This window comes from uncultured Muriicola sp. (genome assembly GCF_947258935.1).
Lineage (GTDB): Bacteria > Bacteroidota > Bacteroidia > Flavobacteriales > Flavobacteriaceae > Muriicola.
Window position 1 is genome coordinate 24411 of record NZ_CAMYKH010000037.1, and the last position, 13902, is coordinate 38312.

At 40.4% G+C, this 13902-nt stretch carries 12 protein-coding genes; 8 read left to right on the forward strand and 4 right to left on the reverse strand.

The window, feature by feature from the left end; all coding sequences use genetic code 11:
- Positions 1-76: 76 nt before the first annotated feature.
- Positions 77-1078, reverse strand: coding sequence for a GTPase ObgE (gene obgE, locus Q0X72_RS08065; RefSeq protein ID WP_297763836.1), 1002 nt, complete (start codon positions 1076-1078; stop codon positions 77-79).
- A 71-nt stretch (positions 1079-1149) separates the two neighbouring features.
- Positions 1150-2259, reverse strand: a complete 1110-nt coding sequence (locus tag Q0X72_RS08070) for an adenylate kinase (protein ID WP_297763838.1) — start codon at positions 2257-2259, stop codon at positions 1150-1152.
- Positions 2260-2396: 137 nt separating this feature from the next.
- On the opposite strand from Q0X72_RS08070, the gene Q0X72_RS08075 reads away from it, so the two are divergent.
- The 3 genes from Q0X72_RS08075 to Q0X72_RS08085 all read left to right on the forward strand — a co-directional run bounded on the left by Q0X72_RS08075 (position 2397) and on the right by Q0X72_RS08085 (position 6184).
- Positions 2397-3551: a 5-(carboxyamino)imidazole ribonucleotide synthase gene (locus tag Q0X72_RS08075; RefSeq protein WP_297763841.1), complete on the forward strand. Its 1155-nt coding sequence runs from the start codon at positions 2397-2399 to the stop codon at positions 3549-3551.
- Positions 3552-3556: 5 nt separating this feature from the next.
- Positions 3557-4042, forward strand: coding sequence for a 5-(carboxyamino)imidazole ribonucleotide mutase (gene purE / locus Q0X72_RS08080; RefSeq protein WP_297763843.1), 486 nt, complete (start codon positions 3557-3559; stop codon positions 4040-4042).
- Between the two features lie 111 nt (positions 4043-4153).
- Positions 4154-6184 carry a M3 family metallopeptidase gene (locus Q0X72_RS08085; protein WP_297763846.1) on the forward strand — a complete coding sequence of 677 codons (2031 nt, stop codon included), beginning with the start codon at positions 4154-4156 and terminating at the stop codon, positions 6182-6184.
- Positions 6185-6193: 9 nt separating this feature from the next.
- On the opposite strand, the gene Q0X72_RS08090 is transcribed toward Q0X72_RS08085, so the two are convergent.
- Positions 6194-6541, reverse strand: coding sequence for a rhodanese-like domain-containing protein (locus Q0X72_RS08090; RefSeq protein WP_297763848.1), 348 nt, complete (start codon positions 6539-6541; stop codon positions 6194-6196).
- A gap of 73 nt (positions 6542-6614) precedes the next feature.
- On the opposite strand from Q0X72_RS08090, the gene Q0X72_RS08095 reads away from it, so the two are divergent.
- Entirely contained in the window at positions 6615-7175 is a 561-nt protein-coding gene (locus Q0X72_RS08095) for a sigma-70 family RNA polymerase sigma factor (protein WP_297763906.1), read from the forward strand.
- A 207-nt stretch (positions 7176-7382) separates the two neighbouring features.
- Here the strand turns inward: Q0X72_RS08095 and Q0X72_RS08100 are convergent, their stop codons facing one another.
- Positions 7383-8057 (reverse strand): hypothetical protein, encoded by a 675-nt coding sequence (locus tag Q0X72_RS08100; protein ID WP_297763851.1) that lies wholly within the window; start codon positions 8055-8057, stop codon positions 7383-7385.
- Positions 8058-8361: 304 nt separating this feature from the next.
- Here Q0X72_RS08100 and gcvP point away from each other — a divergent pair, with 304 nt between their 5' ends.
- The 4 genes from gcvP to Q0X72_RS08120 all read left to right on the forward strand — a co-directional run bounded on the left by gcvP (position 8362) and on the right by Q0X72_RS08120 (position 13869).
- Entirely contained in the window at positions 8362-11214 is a 2853-nt protein-coding gene (gene gcvP / locus Q0X72_RS08105; protein WP_297763853.1) for an aminomethyl-transferring glycine dehydrogenase, read from the forward strand.
- Positions 11215-11367: 153 nt separating this feature from the next.
- Positions 11368-12426, forward strand: coding sequence for a 3-oxoacyl-ACP synthase III family protein (locus Q0X72_RS08110; RefSeq protein ID WP_297763856.1), 1059 nt, complete (start codon positions 11368-11370; stop codon positions 12424-12426).
- A 3-nt stretch (positions 12427-12429) separates the two neighbouring features.
- Positions 12430-12957 carry a methyltransferase gene (locus Q0X72_RS08115; protein ID WP_297763859.1) on the forward strand — a complete coding sequence of 176 codons (528 nt, stop codon included), beginning with the start codon at positions 12430-12432 and terminating at the stop codon, positions 12955-12957.
- A gap of 60 nt (positions 12958-13017) precedes the next feature.
- Complete coding sequence (locus Q0X72_RS08120) at positions 13018-13869, forward strand: glycosyltransferase family 2 protein (RefSeq protein WP_297763862.1); 852 nt, start codon at positions 13018-13020, stop codon at positions 13867-13869.
- Positions 13870-13902: the final 33 nt, after the last annotated feature.

A 13902-nucleotide genomic window follows, 5' to 3' on the forward strand; every position in this document is an offset into this window, starting at 1 on the left:
TCTTTAAAAAAAGAACACACTTCTCTAGGTACTCTAAAATACGGAAAAATGAAATTTTAAGGGAGGGAAACGAACTTTAATCGTTTAAAAGAGACCACAACCTATCCTTGAGATCCTGCAATCCGTATTGGGAAACGGAGGACATAAAAAGAAAAGGAATGTCGCCAAGGTCCTTTTTAACCTCTTCACGCATTTCATCCATTAATTCTTCGTCTAGCATATCTGCTTTTGAAATAGCAACAAGCCTGTTCTTATCTAACATTTCAGGATTGTATTTACGAAGTTCATTAAGTAGGATCTCATATTCCTGAGAAATGTCCACACTATCTGCAGGGATAAGAAATAGAAGAATTGAATTTCGTTCTATATGACGCAGGAAATAATGACCAAGTCCTTTGCCTTCGGCTGCCCCTTCAATGATCCCCGGTATGTCTGCCATTACAAAACTCTTAAAATCGCGGTACTGTACAATTCCAAGGTTGGGTTTTAGGGTTGTAAATGGATAGTCTGCTATTTTAGGTTTTGCAGATGTAAGTACTGATAGCAGGGTAGATTTCCCGGCATTAGGGAACCCAACCAAACCAACATCCGCAAGCACTTTTAGCTCCAGAGTAAGATCCCGCTCAGCACCTGGTATCCCTGGTTGAGCATAACGAGGAGTTTGATTCGTAGCGGTTTTAAAGTGCCAGTTCCCTCTACCTCCTTTACCTCCTTCTAAGGCTATTTTCTCCTGGCCGTGTTCTGTTATCTCGAAAAGTACTTCCCCTGTTTCTAAATCCTTTACCACGGTTCCAAGGGGCACTTCCAGATAGATATCATTTCCATCCGCACCGGTACTCCTGCTCTTGCTCCCATGTTCCCCATGACCGGCCTTAAAATGCCTTTTGAATTTAAAATTCAGGAGGGTCCAGAGACTTTCATTCCCTCTTAAAATAATATGGCCACCCCTACCGCCATCACCGCCATCCGGACCACCCTTGGGGACGTATTTTTCCCGGTGAAGGTGAGCAGAACCCTTGCCTCCATTGCCAGAAGCAACCGAAATCTTCACGTAATCTACGAAATTGCCTTCTGTCATTTGTTAAGGGTACTTGTTTTCCAGATACACTTCTCCACTCTATTTAAAAGACATGGAACACTGATCTATTATTACTTAAGGGTGTTGATCACTTTTGCCAATCGCTGTGTGATATCTTCAATACTACCTATGCCGTTTACACTGTAAAATTTATCCCGGGCTTCATAGAATTCTTTTAATGGGGCAGTTTTCAGATTGTATTCTTCGAATCTATTCCTGATCTTTTTTTCATCCTGATCATCTGGGCGCCCGCTGATTTTCCCTCGCTCTAGCAATCGTTCAATAAGCACTTCATCATCAGCCTCCAAAGCAATTGTAGCGTCTATTTTCATGTCCTTGGACTCCAAAAAATTGTCAAGGGCCTCAGCCTGGGCAGCGGTCCTGGGGAACCCGTCAAAAATGAATCCGCTTGCTTCAGGGTTATTCTCTACTTCATCCTTCAGCATGCTTATGGTTACCTCGTCTGGCACCAGGTCTCCTTTATCCATGTACGATTTTGCCAATTGGCCCAACTTTGTATTGTTCTTTATATTGAAGCGAAATACATCGCCCGTAGAGATATGTTTTAGATTGTATTTTTCTTTTAAGTAGCCTGCCTGTGTGCCTTTCCCTGCACCAGGTTTTCCAAATAAAACAAGATTGATCATATGAGTTTGGTTAATTTGATAGACGTCGCGCAAGTTTCTTCCTTGTTCCTTATAATCGAGGCCATAACCTACGATGAATTTATCCGGAATTTCCATGCCAAAGTAGTCAATGGAATACTCACCATTATAGGCCTCAGACTTAAAGAATAAACTGGCGATCTTAAAGTTTTTAACATTGGTATTTGAAAAAATATGCACCAATTCCTGCAGTGTTCTTCCTGTATCAATGATATCCTCCAGGATGATCACGTTTCTTCCTTCAATAGAATCCGGCACGTCTAAAAGCGTTTCTACAATTCCGGTGGAAGTTAGGCCCCTGTAAGAACTTAATTTTACAAAAGAAACCTCACATGGGTAGGGATAATATTTCAGGAAATCTGAAACAAACATAAAAGCCCCGTTGAGAACCCCGACAAAAATCGGAACTTCATCTTTGTAATCTTCTGCAATTTCATCCGCAATTCGTTTTACCGCTGCAAGAATTTCTGCCTCAGACAAAAACAACTCAAAATTTGTATTGTGAATCTTAATCAACGTGCTGTCTTCCTTTTAGGTGGGCAAAGATAACACATTGAACTCTCTTTTTGATGGCGCTTCCCTTGGTTTATAAGATTTAGATGTATTTTTGTCAAAAGTTTACCCTGTACATCTACAGACAAAAAACAGCGTTCATGAATTATTTTTCTTCCCGTTTTACTTTAGGAATTTTGGGGGGTGGACAATTAGGTAAAATGCTGTTGTATGAAACACGCAAATGGGATATTGCCACAAAGGTAATGGACCCTTCTGATGAGGCCCCTTGTAAAATAGCTTGTAATGAATTCATACAGGGAGATCTTATGGATTACAAGTCCGTCTATGATTTCGGAAAAACCGTAGATGTACTTACCATAGAGATCGAAAATGTTAATATAGATGCTCTGGAAAAATTGGAGGATGAAGGTATAAGCATATTTCCATCCCCAAGAGAATTAAGGATTATTCAGAACAAGATCACTCAGAAGTTATTCTATATAGATCACAATATCCCTACGGCACCATTCTCGCGTTTTGCGTATTCTAGTGAGATCAAAGAAAGCATAGCTCATGGAGGTTTAAAGTTGCCTTTTGTTTGGAAAAGCGCTCAGTTTGGATATGATGGACAAGGAGTTAAGATCATCAAAGAAGTTTCGGATCTGGCCAACCTTCCCAATGTAGAGTGTTTAGCGGAAGATCTTATCCCTTTTAAAACAGAATTGGCGGTTATTGTTGCAAGAAGTGTAACCGGGGAGGTGGCAACATATCCGGTGGTGGAAATGGAATTCCATCCTGAGGCAAACCAGGTAGAATATGTTTTATGCCCGGCGAGAATAGATGATAAGGTAGCCCAAAAAGCCAGGAATATTGCCTTAAAAATATCCGAAGAATTAAAGCATACGGGGCTTCTTGCAGTTGAAATGTTCCAGACTGAAGAGGACGAAATTTTAGTGAACGAAGTGGCACCAAGGCCACATAATAGTGGACATTATAGTATAGAAGCCAGTTACACCAATCAGTTTGAGCAGCATCTTCGCTGCATTTTAGGACTTCCTCTTGGCATCACCGACAGTAAGGTAGCCGGAGTAATGGTAAATCTGGTGGGGGCCGAAGGATTTGAAGGCAATGTACATTATGATCATATTGAAGAAATATTAGAATTAAAGGGAGTAACTCCGCATATTTACGGAAAAACAAAAACGAGACCCTTTCGAAAAATGGGACATGTCACAATCGTTAATAAAGACATGGACCAGGCTAGAAAAATAGCACAAGAAGTAAAAGAGACCATTAAAGTAATAAGTAAGTAAGAATTATGAGCAAAGTAGCCGTTGTCATGGGAAGCACCAGCGATCTTCCGGTAATGCAGGAAGCCGTTGAGATCTTGAAGGGATTTGATATTGAGGTAATGGTCGATATAATTTCGGCACATAGAACCCCAGAAAAACTGTATGAATTTGGGCGGTCTGCTCATCAAAACGGGTATAAGGTGATCATTGCCGGAGCAGGAGGAGCTGCCCATTTACCGGGAATGCTTGCATCCTTATCTCCCCTCCCTGTTATTGGGGTCCCCATAAAAAGTAGCAATTCTATAGACGGCTGGGATTCTGTCTTGTCTATCCTGCAAATGCCGGGAGGTGTCCCGGTAGCTACCGTAGCATTAAATGGTGCGAAGAATGCCGGTATATTAGCGGCGCAGATCATTGGCAGTCAAGATTCCTGTGTGCAGGATAAGATCATTTTATATAAAGAAGGTCTTAAGGAAAAAGTAATTAAAGGGGCCAAGGAAGTAAAAAAGTAATCCTTCTATAAAATTCACAATAAAACACCTAATAGAGAACCTTAAATACTGCCCTGGTCTATTTAGGATGGTCTTGTTCTCAAATCCAAACGTATAAATTGCATTGCATACATGAAGAATTTATTGCTAGCCCCTTTTAACAAAGCTCCTTTCGAACATATTGAAACAGATCATTTTAAACCGGCCTTTGAGAAGGCACTTCAAGATGCTCGGGCAGAAATAGATCAGATCACTGCGGCCAAGGAAGATCCTACTTTTGAGAACACAATTGAGGCTCTGGAATTCTCGGGAGCTCATTTGGATAGGTTATCCAGTCTATTTTTTAATTTGAATTCTGCAGAAACCAACGAAGAAATTCAACAATTGGCTCAGGAAATTTCTCCGATGCTTACCGAGTTTAGTAATGACATCGCCCTTAATACTTCACTTTTTCAAAAAGTTGAGGCTATATACCAACTAAAAGACACCTTGTCCTTATCCGTGGAACAAGATATGCTCCTGGAAAAAAAATACAAACATTTCAGCAGGAACGGCGCCCATCTTCCTCAGGAAAAGAAAAATAGATTGAGGGCTATTGATAAAGAACTCGCACAATTGAAGTTAACTTTTGGTGAGCATGTACTTGCAGAGACCAACGCCTATGAAATGCATCTTACCAAGGAAGAAGAGGTAGATGGATTACCGGAAGGAGCAAAAGAAGCGGCCTTACAACTGGCAGCTTCCAAAGGGAAGGAAGGATGGCTGATAACCCTAGACTATCCCAGCTATATCCCGTTTATGACCTATGCCACCAACAGAGATCTTCGTAAGAAATTAGCAATTGCCTTTGGCAGCAAAGGTTTTCATAATGACAAACTCGATAATCAAGAACTTGTAATAAAGATCGCCAACTTACGGCACAAGCGAGCCACCCTATTAGGATATGCTTCGCATGCTCATTTTGTACTTGAGGAAAGGATGGCAGAAACTCCTCAAAAAGTACAATCGTTTCTTGAAGAGTTGCTGGAAAAGGCCAAACCCGCAGCAAAAATTGAATTTGATGAGCTAAAGGAATTTGCCAATCAAGAAGATGGGATCAGCGATCTTTATAAGTGGGATGGTAGTTATTACGCCGAGAAACTAAAGCAAAAACGATTTGATCTGGATGATGAAAAATTAAAACCTTACTTCAAATTAGAAAAAGTAATTGATGGGGTATTCAGAATATCGGAAACCTTATACGGAATTTCTTTTAAAGAAGTTGATGATGTTGAAACCTATCACGAGGATGTAAAAACCTATTTGGTAACAGATGATAAAGGGGGAGAAATAGCCTTACTGTATGCCGATTTCCATCCCAGACCCGGTAAGAGAGGCGGAGCCTGGATGACCTCATACAAACCACAATACCAAAAAGGCAGGGTTAATGAACGCCCTCATATCTCTATTGTTTGCAATTTTACCAAACCAACCAAAAGCAAACCTTCGCTTTTAACTTTTAACGAGGTAACTACGCTATTTCATGAATTTGGCCATGCCTTGCATGGTATGCTGGCAAACACGTCTTATCCCAGTCTTTCGGGAACATCTGTTTACTGGGATTTTGTAGAATTACCCAGCCAGATCATGGAAAACTGGTGTTATGAAAAAGAAGCCTTACAATTGTTTGCGCATCACTATGAGACAGGGGAATTACTTCCAATGGATCTGATCACTAAGATCAAGGAATCAGCAAACTTCCAGGAAGGCATGGCCACACTGAGACAATTAAGTTTTGGGTTTCTTGATATGGCCTGGCACGCAAAAGATCCGTCTGCCATAACAGATGTAAAACAGCATGAACTTGATGCGTTCAAAGACACATTATTGTTTCCCGATACGCCGGAAACTTGTATGAGTACGGCGTTCTCACATATTTTTCAGGGGGGATACTCAGCGGGTTATTACAGCTATAAATGGGCTGAAGTACTAGATGCGGACGCCTTTGCTTACTTTAAAGAAAAAGGGATATTCAATAAAGAAGTGGCACAAAAATTCAAAGAAAATGTCTTGAGTAAGGGAGGAACTGAAAAACCAATGGACCTCTATAAAAAATTCAGAGGCAGCGAACCCAAACTCGATGCCTTACTGGAGCGAGCCGGACTGCTCAAGAAAACTGGTTAATAGTCCTTTTTATTGAGATTGGAAGGCATCAAAGCCTCCTTTGAGATCTATCGCTTTGTAACCGAGAGAATCTAATAAAGAAGTCGCTTTGGCACTCCTAACTCCTTTTGCACAATATACATAGAGGGTGTGTTCTTTTGGGACCACTTTAAGCTGATCAACAAAATCCGTGTCATACCAATTAATGTTCACGGCATTTTTGAGATGACCTGCGGCAAATTCCTCCGGTGTGCGGACATCTAACAAGGTATAGTCTTCCAGACCTTCCTGAGAAAAGTCAGTTATAGGCAGTGAATTAATGTTACCGCACCCAGCGGCAAGTGTCACAATAAAGAGGGTTATCCAGATATTTTTCATTGTATTCGGTTAAATACCAAAGGTATCATATTTCATTAAAAATCTATTACTTTTGACAGGTATAAAAATCGCTATGTCCGTCCACCAATTACAGCCCAATAACTGGGTAGATGCTTACGCAGACTACCTCTTTAACTATGCCGTAGTGCGGGTAAGCGATGAAGAAATAGCAAAGGACCTTATACAGGAGACCTTTATAGCCGGATTGAAATCGGCAAAGAATTTCAAAGGACAGGCCACAGAACGCACATGGCTAATTGCTATTTTAAAAAGAAAGATCATAGATCACTACCGCAAGATCAATTCAAAAAAAGGAAAGGCTGAAGTTAGATTACAGTACAATGCCAGTTCAGATTCTGATGGGGATTGGCTGGAGGAACAAGTGGCAGATCCCAGTAGTATTAAAGAAAATGATGCCTTAGAGAACGAAGAACTGGGCCTGGCAATTCAGTCGTGCATAGACCAATTACCAGTAAATCAACGGCAAGTTTTTATAATGAAAACGGTTCGTGGACTTTCAACCGAAGATATTTGTAAAGAAATGAATATAAATCCGTCTAACCTATGGGTAATGATCCACAGAGCCCGCACGGCGCTTATGGGTTGCCTTAATCAAAATTGGTTTACGCTATGATTTCTTGTGATGAAGCCGCAGTGATTTGCAATAAATCACAATACAAAGAGGCTAGTTTATCGGAAAAACTAAAGTTAAAATTGCATATGCTGTTTTGCAGCACCTGTGCCGTTTTTTCAAAAAAGAACAAGCAACTTACTTCCTTAATGGACAAGGCCAGAATTTATGTAATGAGCGATTTAGAAAAAAAAGCGTTAAAGAATAAAATTAAAGAGAAACTTTAATAATACTCAAACTTCCCCATAAAAATAGTACCCAAAAAATAGGAAACGCTTCTACCCAGAAAGAGCTAAAATATTTGGATTGTTCTTTGGGCATAAAGATCATAAGTGCAGCCAAGGAAAGTGCAATCAATGTCTTATTAAAGATCTCTATTGTTGATAGATCATCCTTTAAAAAGGTCATAAAAAAACATAGAAAACACAGAAAAATACCCCCAATTCGGGTATTCCTGATACCAATACGCTGTGGTACTGTATGCAATTCCTTAGGATCATAGTTCAAATCTCGAATCTCAAACGGGATCATCAGTACCAGGATGATTAAAAAACGTTGCAGAAGTTCTATCCAAACATCCCATGATATTTCTATATGTGCTTCAATTACCGGCAATACTACGGTGGTTCCAGACCATACAAGACTAACGATGATGATCTTCAGAATCCCCAGGTTTCGAAGGTTTCTTTTTTTGGGAAAAACCGGCAAGGCATAGCACCCTGCAAGGATCCCAAGAACAAAGACACCTTTCCAGCTTGCAAAACTGATGAAAGACCCAAAATAAAGTGAGATCAACAGGGAAATAAGACTAACCAATTGTATACTTCTCTGGGTAGCATTCTTGCGAAAAAGATATTTTTTTCCCTCCACACCATATTTGATCATATTATAGGCAGGTATTGTGCCAAAAAAAATAAAATACAGCAGGTTTTTATCCAGGAAAATGTTTAAGAATTCAGTTGTTAAATAAAGAAAGGCTATTACTGCAAAAGCCACGTGAATACTAGCCTTAACATAAAACCGAAAAAAATGCTTTAGCCATTGCATTAAACAAAAGTAGACAAACTGTTCATATCCATTATTTTTCGTTAAAAACTTTAGGGCCGATCTATTATAAAGTTCATATTTTACGGGAATAAATACCTAATTTTGTGCTCCATTTAGAGTTATTAATTATACCTCCGGATTTATGAAAACAGATTCTTTTGCATTGCGTCATATTGGTATCAGGGAAGAAGACCTTCCAAAAATGTTTCAAACTATTGGCGTAGATAGTTTAGAAGAACTTATGTATCAGACCATCCCTCAGGATATCCGCTTAAAAGAGGATCTGCCGTTAGACGCTCCGATGAGTGAGCATGAATTTCTGAACCACATACACGCTTTATCACGAAAGAATAAAGTTTTCAAATCCTATATAGGCCTTGGTTACAATGAAAGTATTACGCCATCTGTTATTAAAAGGAATATATTGGAAAATCCGGGGTGGTATACAGCGTATACTCCTTATCAGGCTGAAATAGCTCAGGGCCGACTTGAGGCTTTGTTGAATTTCCAAACAATGATCTGTGATCTAACAGGAATGGAATTGGCAAACGCATCCCTCCTGGATGAAAGTACTGCCGCTGCGGAGGCTATGACCATGTTATTCGATGTTAGAAGCAGGGACCAGAAAAAACAAGAAGTGGTTAAATTCTTCGTCTCTGAAGAAGTAATGCCGCAAACCATTTCCCTTTTGAGAACAAGGGCTACCCCATTAGGGATAGAATTGGTGATAGGAGACCATCAGGAATTTGATTTTAATGACTCCTTTTACGGAGCCATGCTACAATATCCGGGGAAATATGGACAGGTGCATGATTACGCAGGTTTTGTCGCAAAGGCAAAAGAAATGGACATGAAGGTAGCAGTAGCTGCCGATATTCTCAGCCTGGCATTACTTGTTCCTCCGGGAGAATTTGGGGCAGATGTTGTCATAGGAACCACGCAACGCTTTGGGATCCCATTAGGGTATGGCGGACCACATGCAGCTTACTTTGCTACCAAAGAAGATTATAAACGAAGTATTCCCGGACGTATCATAGGCGTAACCAAGGATACCGATGGGGCCACAGCACTTAGAATGGCCCTGCAGACCAGAGAACAACACATAAAAAGAGATAAAGCCACTTCTAACATTTGCACAGCACAGGTTCTTTTGGCTGTAATGGCAGGTGCATATGCTGTGTATCACGGGCCAAACGGACTGCGATATATTGCTGAAAAAGTGCATGCCAAGACCATGGCCCTGGTTGATGGATTAGAAAAAATGGGGATCTATCAAATCAATTCTGTATACTTTGACACTTTACTTGTTAAGGCGGAAGCTGACAAGATTAGGCCAATTGCCGAAAAAAACAAGGTTAACTTCCTTTATGTAGATAAGGAGACCATTGCTATTTCACTTAATGAAACTACAACCCCAGAGCAACTAAAAGAGATACTTGAGATTTTCGCAAAAGCATTAGGGAAAGACGCATCGAAACCAGGTGATCAAAAAAGGCAAACAGTAATACCAGAGACCCTTCAGAGGAAGTCGGACTATTTAACACATGAGGTTTTCAATTCGTATCATTCTGAAACGCAATTGATGCGTTACCTTAAAAAATTAGAGCGTAAGGATCTGGCCCTCAATCATTCCATGATCTCTCTGGGTTCTTGTACAATGAAGCTCAACGCCGCCACTGAAATGTTACCTCTGAGTATGCCGGAATGGGGTAATATTCACCCTTTTGTACCCCTTAGCCAGGCAGAAGGATATCAGCAGATCCTGGAAGAGCTTGCTAATGAATTAAGCATAATAACAGGATTTGAAGCAACTTCCTTACAGCCCAATTCCGGTGCGCAAGGAGAATACGCCGGCTTAATGACCATTAGAGCATACCATGAGTCCAGAGGAGATAATCATAGAAACATCTGTATCATTCCCGCATCTGCGCATGGAACAAATCCGGCCTCTGCAGTAATGGCCGGCATGAAGGTAATAGTTACTAAAACAGATGAACAAGGCAATATAGATTTGACAGACCTTGAAGAAAAGGTTTTACTTCATACAGAAAATCTTGCTGCTTTAATGGTAACATATCCTTCCACCCATGGTGTTTTTGAGTCTTCCATACGCAAGATCACTCAACTGATCCACGATCACGGGGGACAGGTATACATGGATGGTGCCAATATGAATGCCCAGGTTGGCCTAACCAATCCGGCTATTATTGGAGCAGACGTTTGTCACCTCAACTTACACAAGACCTTCGCGATCCCTCACGGAGGCGGGGGCCCTGGAGTAGGTCCAATTTGTGTCGCAAAGCAATTGGCTCCTTTCCTGCCTGGTAATCCTATGGTGAAAACAGGAGGCGATAAGGCCATAACGGCAATAAGTGCCGCTCCCTGGGGAAGTGCGCTTGCCTGCCTTATTTCCTATGGATACATTAAAATGTTAGGAGCTCATGGTTTGAGAAAAGCGACAGAAATTGCCATTCTTAACGCCAATTATATCAAGCAACGTTTAGAAGGCAAATACGATGTGTTGTATACAGGGGAAAAGGGCAGAGCAGCACATGAAATGATCATTGATTGCAGGCCTTTTAAGAAGAATGATATTGAAGTAACCGATATTGCAAAACGCCTTATGGATTATGGTTTTCATGCACCTACAGTATCATTTCCTGTAGCGGGAACTATGATGATAGAACCTACGGAAAGTGAAGGATTGGCAGAATTAGATCGCTTCTGTGATGCCATGATCTCAATACGGCATGAAATTGATGAGGCCAAAGCTGAAGATGGGAATAATGTATTGAAAAATGCTCCGCATACCTTACAAATGGTGACAAGCGATTCCTGGACCTTTAGGTATTCAAGAGAAAAGGCAGCATTTCCACTTCCTTATGTTTCGGAAAACAAGTTTTGGCCAAGTATTAGGCGTGTAGACGAAGCTTATGGCGATCGTAATCTAATTTGTACCTGCACTCCTATTGAGGCTTATGCAGATGTGGAGTAATTAGCTATTTATCAATTATTTACGTTCCAATCTTCAGTTTAGCTGTGTTTTTAATGCTTTCTATTAACTATTGAACATCGTATTTGAAAGGAAAATTATTTCTTTTTATATTAGGCTTTCTTTACATTTCCTTTACAAATTAACTAGTAGAATATGAGCGTGGCAATTACCGGTACTGGATCTTACATACCTCAGGTCCTCGTCCCCAATAAGGCATTTGAGGATAATCATTTCTTAAATAGCGATGGATCTGTTATTCCCCATTCGAATACAGTGATCATTGAAAAATTCAAGGCAATAACGGGTATAAGTGAAAGACGATACGCCAAAAAAGAATTCAATACCTCAGACCTGGCATTTTTAGCGGCTCAAAATGCTATTGAGGATGCGAATATTAATGCTGAAGATCTGGACTATATCATCTTTGCGCACAATTTTGGAGATATATCCTTTGGGGTGTCTCATGGAAATACCCTTCCAAGTCTGGCAACACGTGTAAAGAATCACCTTCAGATCAAAAATCCCAAATGTGTAGCTTATGATATTTTATTTGGCTGTCCGGGATGGGTTGAAGGCGTAATACAGGCCTACGCATTTATCAAAAGCGGAATAGCCAAAAAATGTTTGGTCATTGGTGCAGAAACCCTTTCCAGGGTTGTGGATCCACATGATAGGGACTCTATGATTTATTCCGATGGTGCAGGGGCCTGCATTGTGGAGGAAAAAGAGGGAGCCGGTGAGATCATTGCACATAACTCTGCTACCTATGCAAGTGAAGAGGCCTACTTTTTGTTCCATGGATCTTCCTATCATCAGGAGATTCCGGACGATCTGAAGTATATTAAAATGTACGGCCGGAAGATCTACGAATTTGCCATTAGCTATGTCCCCGGGGCAATAAAAGAATGCCTGGACCAAAGTGGAGTCTCTATAGACGATGTAAAAAAGATCTTTATACATCAGGCCAACGAAAAAATGGATGAAGCTATCATTAAACGCTTTTATAAATTGTATGGCAAGGAGATGCCTGAGGGTATAATGCCTATGAATATTCGCGAGCTAGGGAATAGTTCTGTGGCGACCGTCCCTACCTTATATGATATGGTTAGAAAGGGAAAAATAGAAAATCAGCAGCTTGTAAAAGGGGATGTTGTTATATTTGCCAGTGTAGGCGCTGGTATGAACATCAACGCCATTGTTTATAGATATTGATGGATGTACGAAGCGCATTTCCCCAAAAAACGATATAGAAACACCCTCTCTTTTCTAAAAAAACATATTTCCGAATCCGAAACCATACTGGATTTAGGTTTGGAGAATCCATTATCGCAAATTATGCGGGAAAATGGTTATAGCGTAGAAAATACCTGGGGCGAAGATCTTGATCTTGATTTTTCAGAAGTACAATCCTCGAATGCTAAAGTGGTCACCGCTTTTGAAATTTTTGAACATATGGTAGCTCCATTTAATGTGCTGTCCCGGATCAAAGCTGATAAATTGGTAGCCAGCGTTCCTTTAAAACTATGGTTTTCTGCTGCATATAGAAGTGAAACCGATGAATGGGACAGGCATTATCACGAGTTTGAAGACTGGCAGTTCGACTGGCTTCTTGAGAAATCTGGTTGGGTCATTAAAGACCGCGCCAAGTGGACCAATCCCGTCAATAAAATTGGTATAAGGCCTTTATTACGCACGTTTACCCCTCGGTATTATATTGTTTACGCCGAAAGAAAAAAAGACTAAAAGGAAAAAGGTTAAATTGAAAATAAGTTCTAACTATCGTAATTCCAAGGGATCAGAATTTTGAACTACTACATCGTAATTCCTGCGCATAATGAAGAAGCTTTTCTTGAGGATGCGCTCCAAAGTATCATCAAACAAAGTTTAGCCCCTAAAAAAGTAGTGATCGTAAATGATAATTCCTCAGATGGTACGGCGAACATCATTGACGAATATGCTTCCCGTAATCCCTTTATAAAAGGAGTTCATATCCAATCTTCTGATGAACATTTACCGGGGAGCAAAGTAATAGCCGCTTTTAGCAAAGGGCTGCCGCTCCTGGATGAAGAATATGATTTTATTGTTAAATTAGATGCAGACGTAATACTTCCCCCTAACTATTTTAAAAAGATAGAGACAATTTTCAGTTCTTCTGAAAAGATTGGGATCGCAGGTGGATTTGCCTATGAAAAAAATAATGATGGTGAATGGGCTTTGAATCATCCTATGGACATTGATCATGTCAGGGGCGCATTCAAATCGTATTCCAAAGCCTGTTTTAAGGCCATAGGTGGACTCAGGATCGCCATGGGATGGGATACGGTAGACGAGTTGCTGGCACAATACTATGGCTTTCAAGTTGTTACAGATACCTCTCTAAAGGTAAAACATCAACGACCAATTGGTGCAGCTTACAACAGTAAAGCGAGACGTTCTCAGGGCAAGGCCATGTATCTTATGCATTATGGATTAGCAATCTCACTGATCGCTTCCGTAAAAATGGCATGGAAGAACAAAAAGATCAAGATTATACAAGACAATTTTCTGGGTTATTGGGAAGCTAAACAAGCAAGAATACCTTTTATCGTTACAGAAAAGGAAGGTCAATATATCAGAGAACTACGCCGAAAAAGGATTCTCAAGAAATTATTCTAACACTTCTTCAATAGGATTTCCAGTTGTTCCACT

Bases quoted from the DNA above. Each gene is read 5' to 3' on its own strand.
- Q0X72_RS08100 (WP_297763851.1), bottom strand. From the start codon at position 8,057: ATGATCAAATATGGTGTGGAGGGAAAAAAATATCTTTTTCGCAAGAAT.
- Q0X72_RS08090 (WP_297763848.1), bottom strand. From the start codon at position 6,541: ATGAAAAATATCTGGATAACCCTCTTTATTGTGACACTTGCCGCTGGG.
- obgE (WP_297763836.1), bottom strand. From the start codon at position 1,078: ATGACAGAAGGCAATTTCGTAGATTACGTGAAGATTTCGGTTGCTTCT.
- Q0X72_RS08075 (WP_297763841.1), top strand. From the start codon at position 2,397: ATGAATTATTTTTCTTCCCGTTTTACTTTAGGAATTTTGGGGGGTGGA.
- Q0X72_RS08095 (WP_297763906.1), top strand. From the start codon at position 6,615: ATGTCCGTCCACCAATTACAGCCCAATAACTGGGTAGATGCTTACGCA.
- purE (WP_297763843.1), top strand. From the start codon at position 3,557: ATGAGCAAAGTAGCCGTTGTCATGGGAAGCACCAGCGATCTTCCGGTA.
- Q0X72_RS08115 (WP_297763859.1), top strand. From the start codon at position 12,430: ATGTACGAAGCGCATTTCCCCAAAAAACGATATAGAAACACCCTCTCT.
- Q0X72_RS08110 (WP_297763856.1), top strand. From the start codon at position 11,368: ATGAGCGTGGCAATTACCGGTACTGGATCTTACATACCTCAGGTCCTC.
- gcvP (WP_297763853.1), top strand. From the start codon at position 8,362: ATGAAAACAGATTCTTTTGCATTGCGTCATATTGGTATCAGGGAAGAA.
- Q0X72_RS08085 (WP_297763846.1), top strand. From the start codon at position 4,154: ATGAAGAATTTATTGCTAGCCCCTTTTAACAAAGCTCCTTTCGAACAT.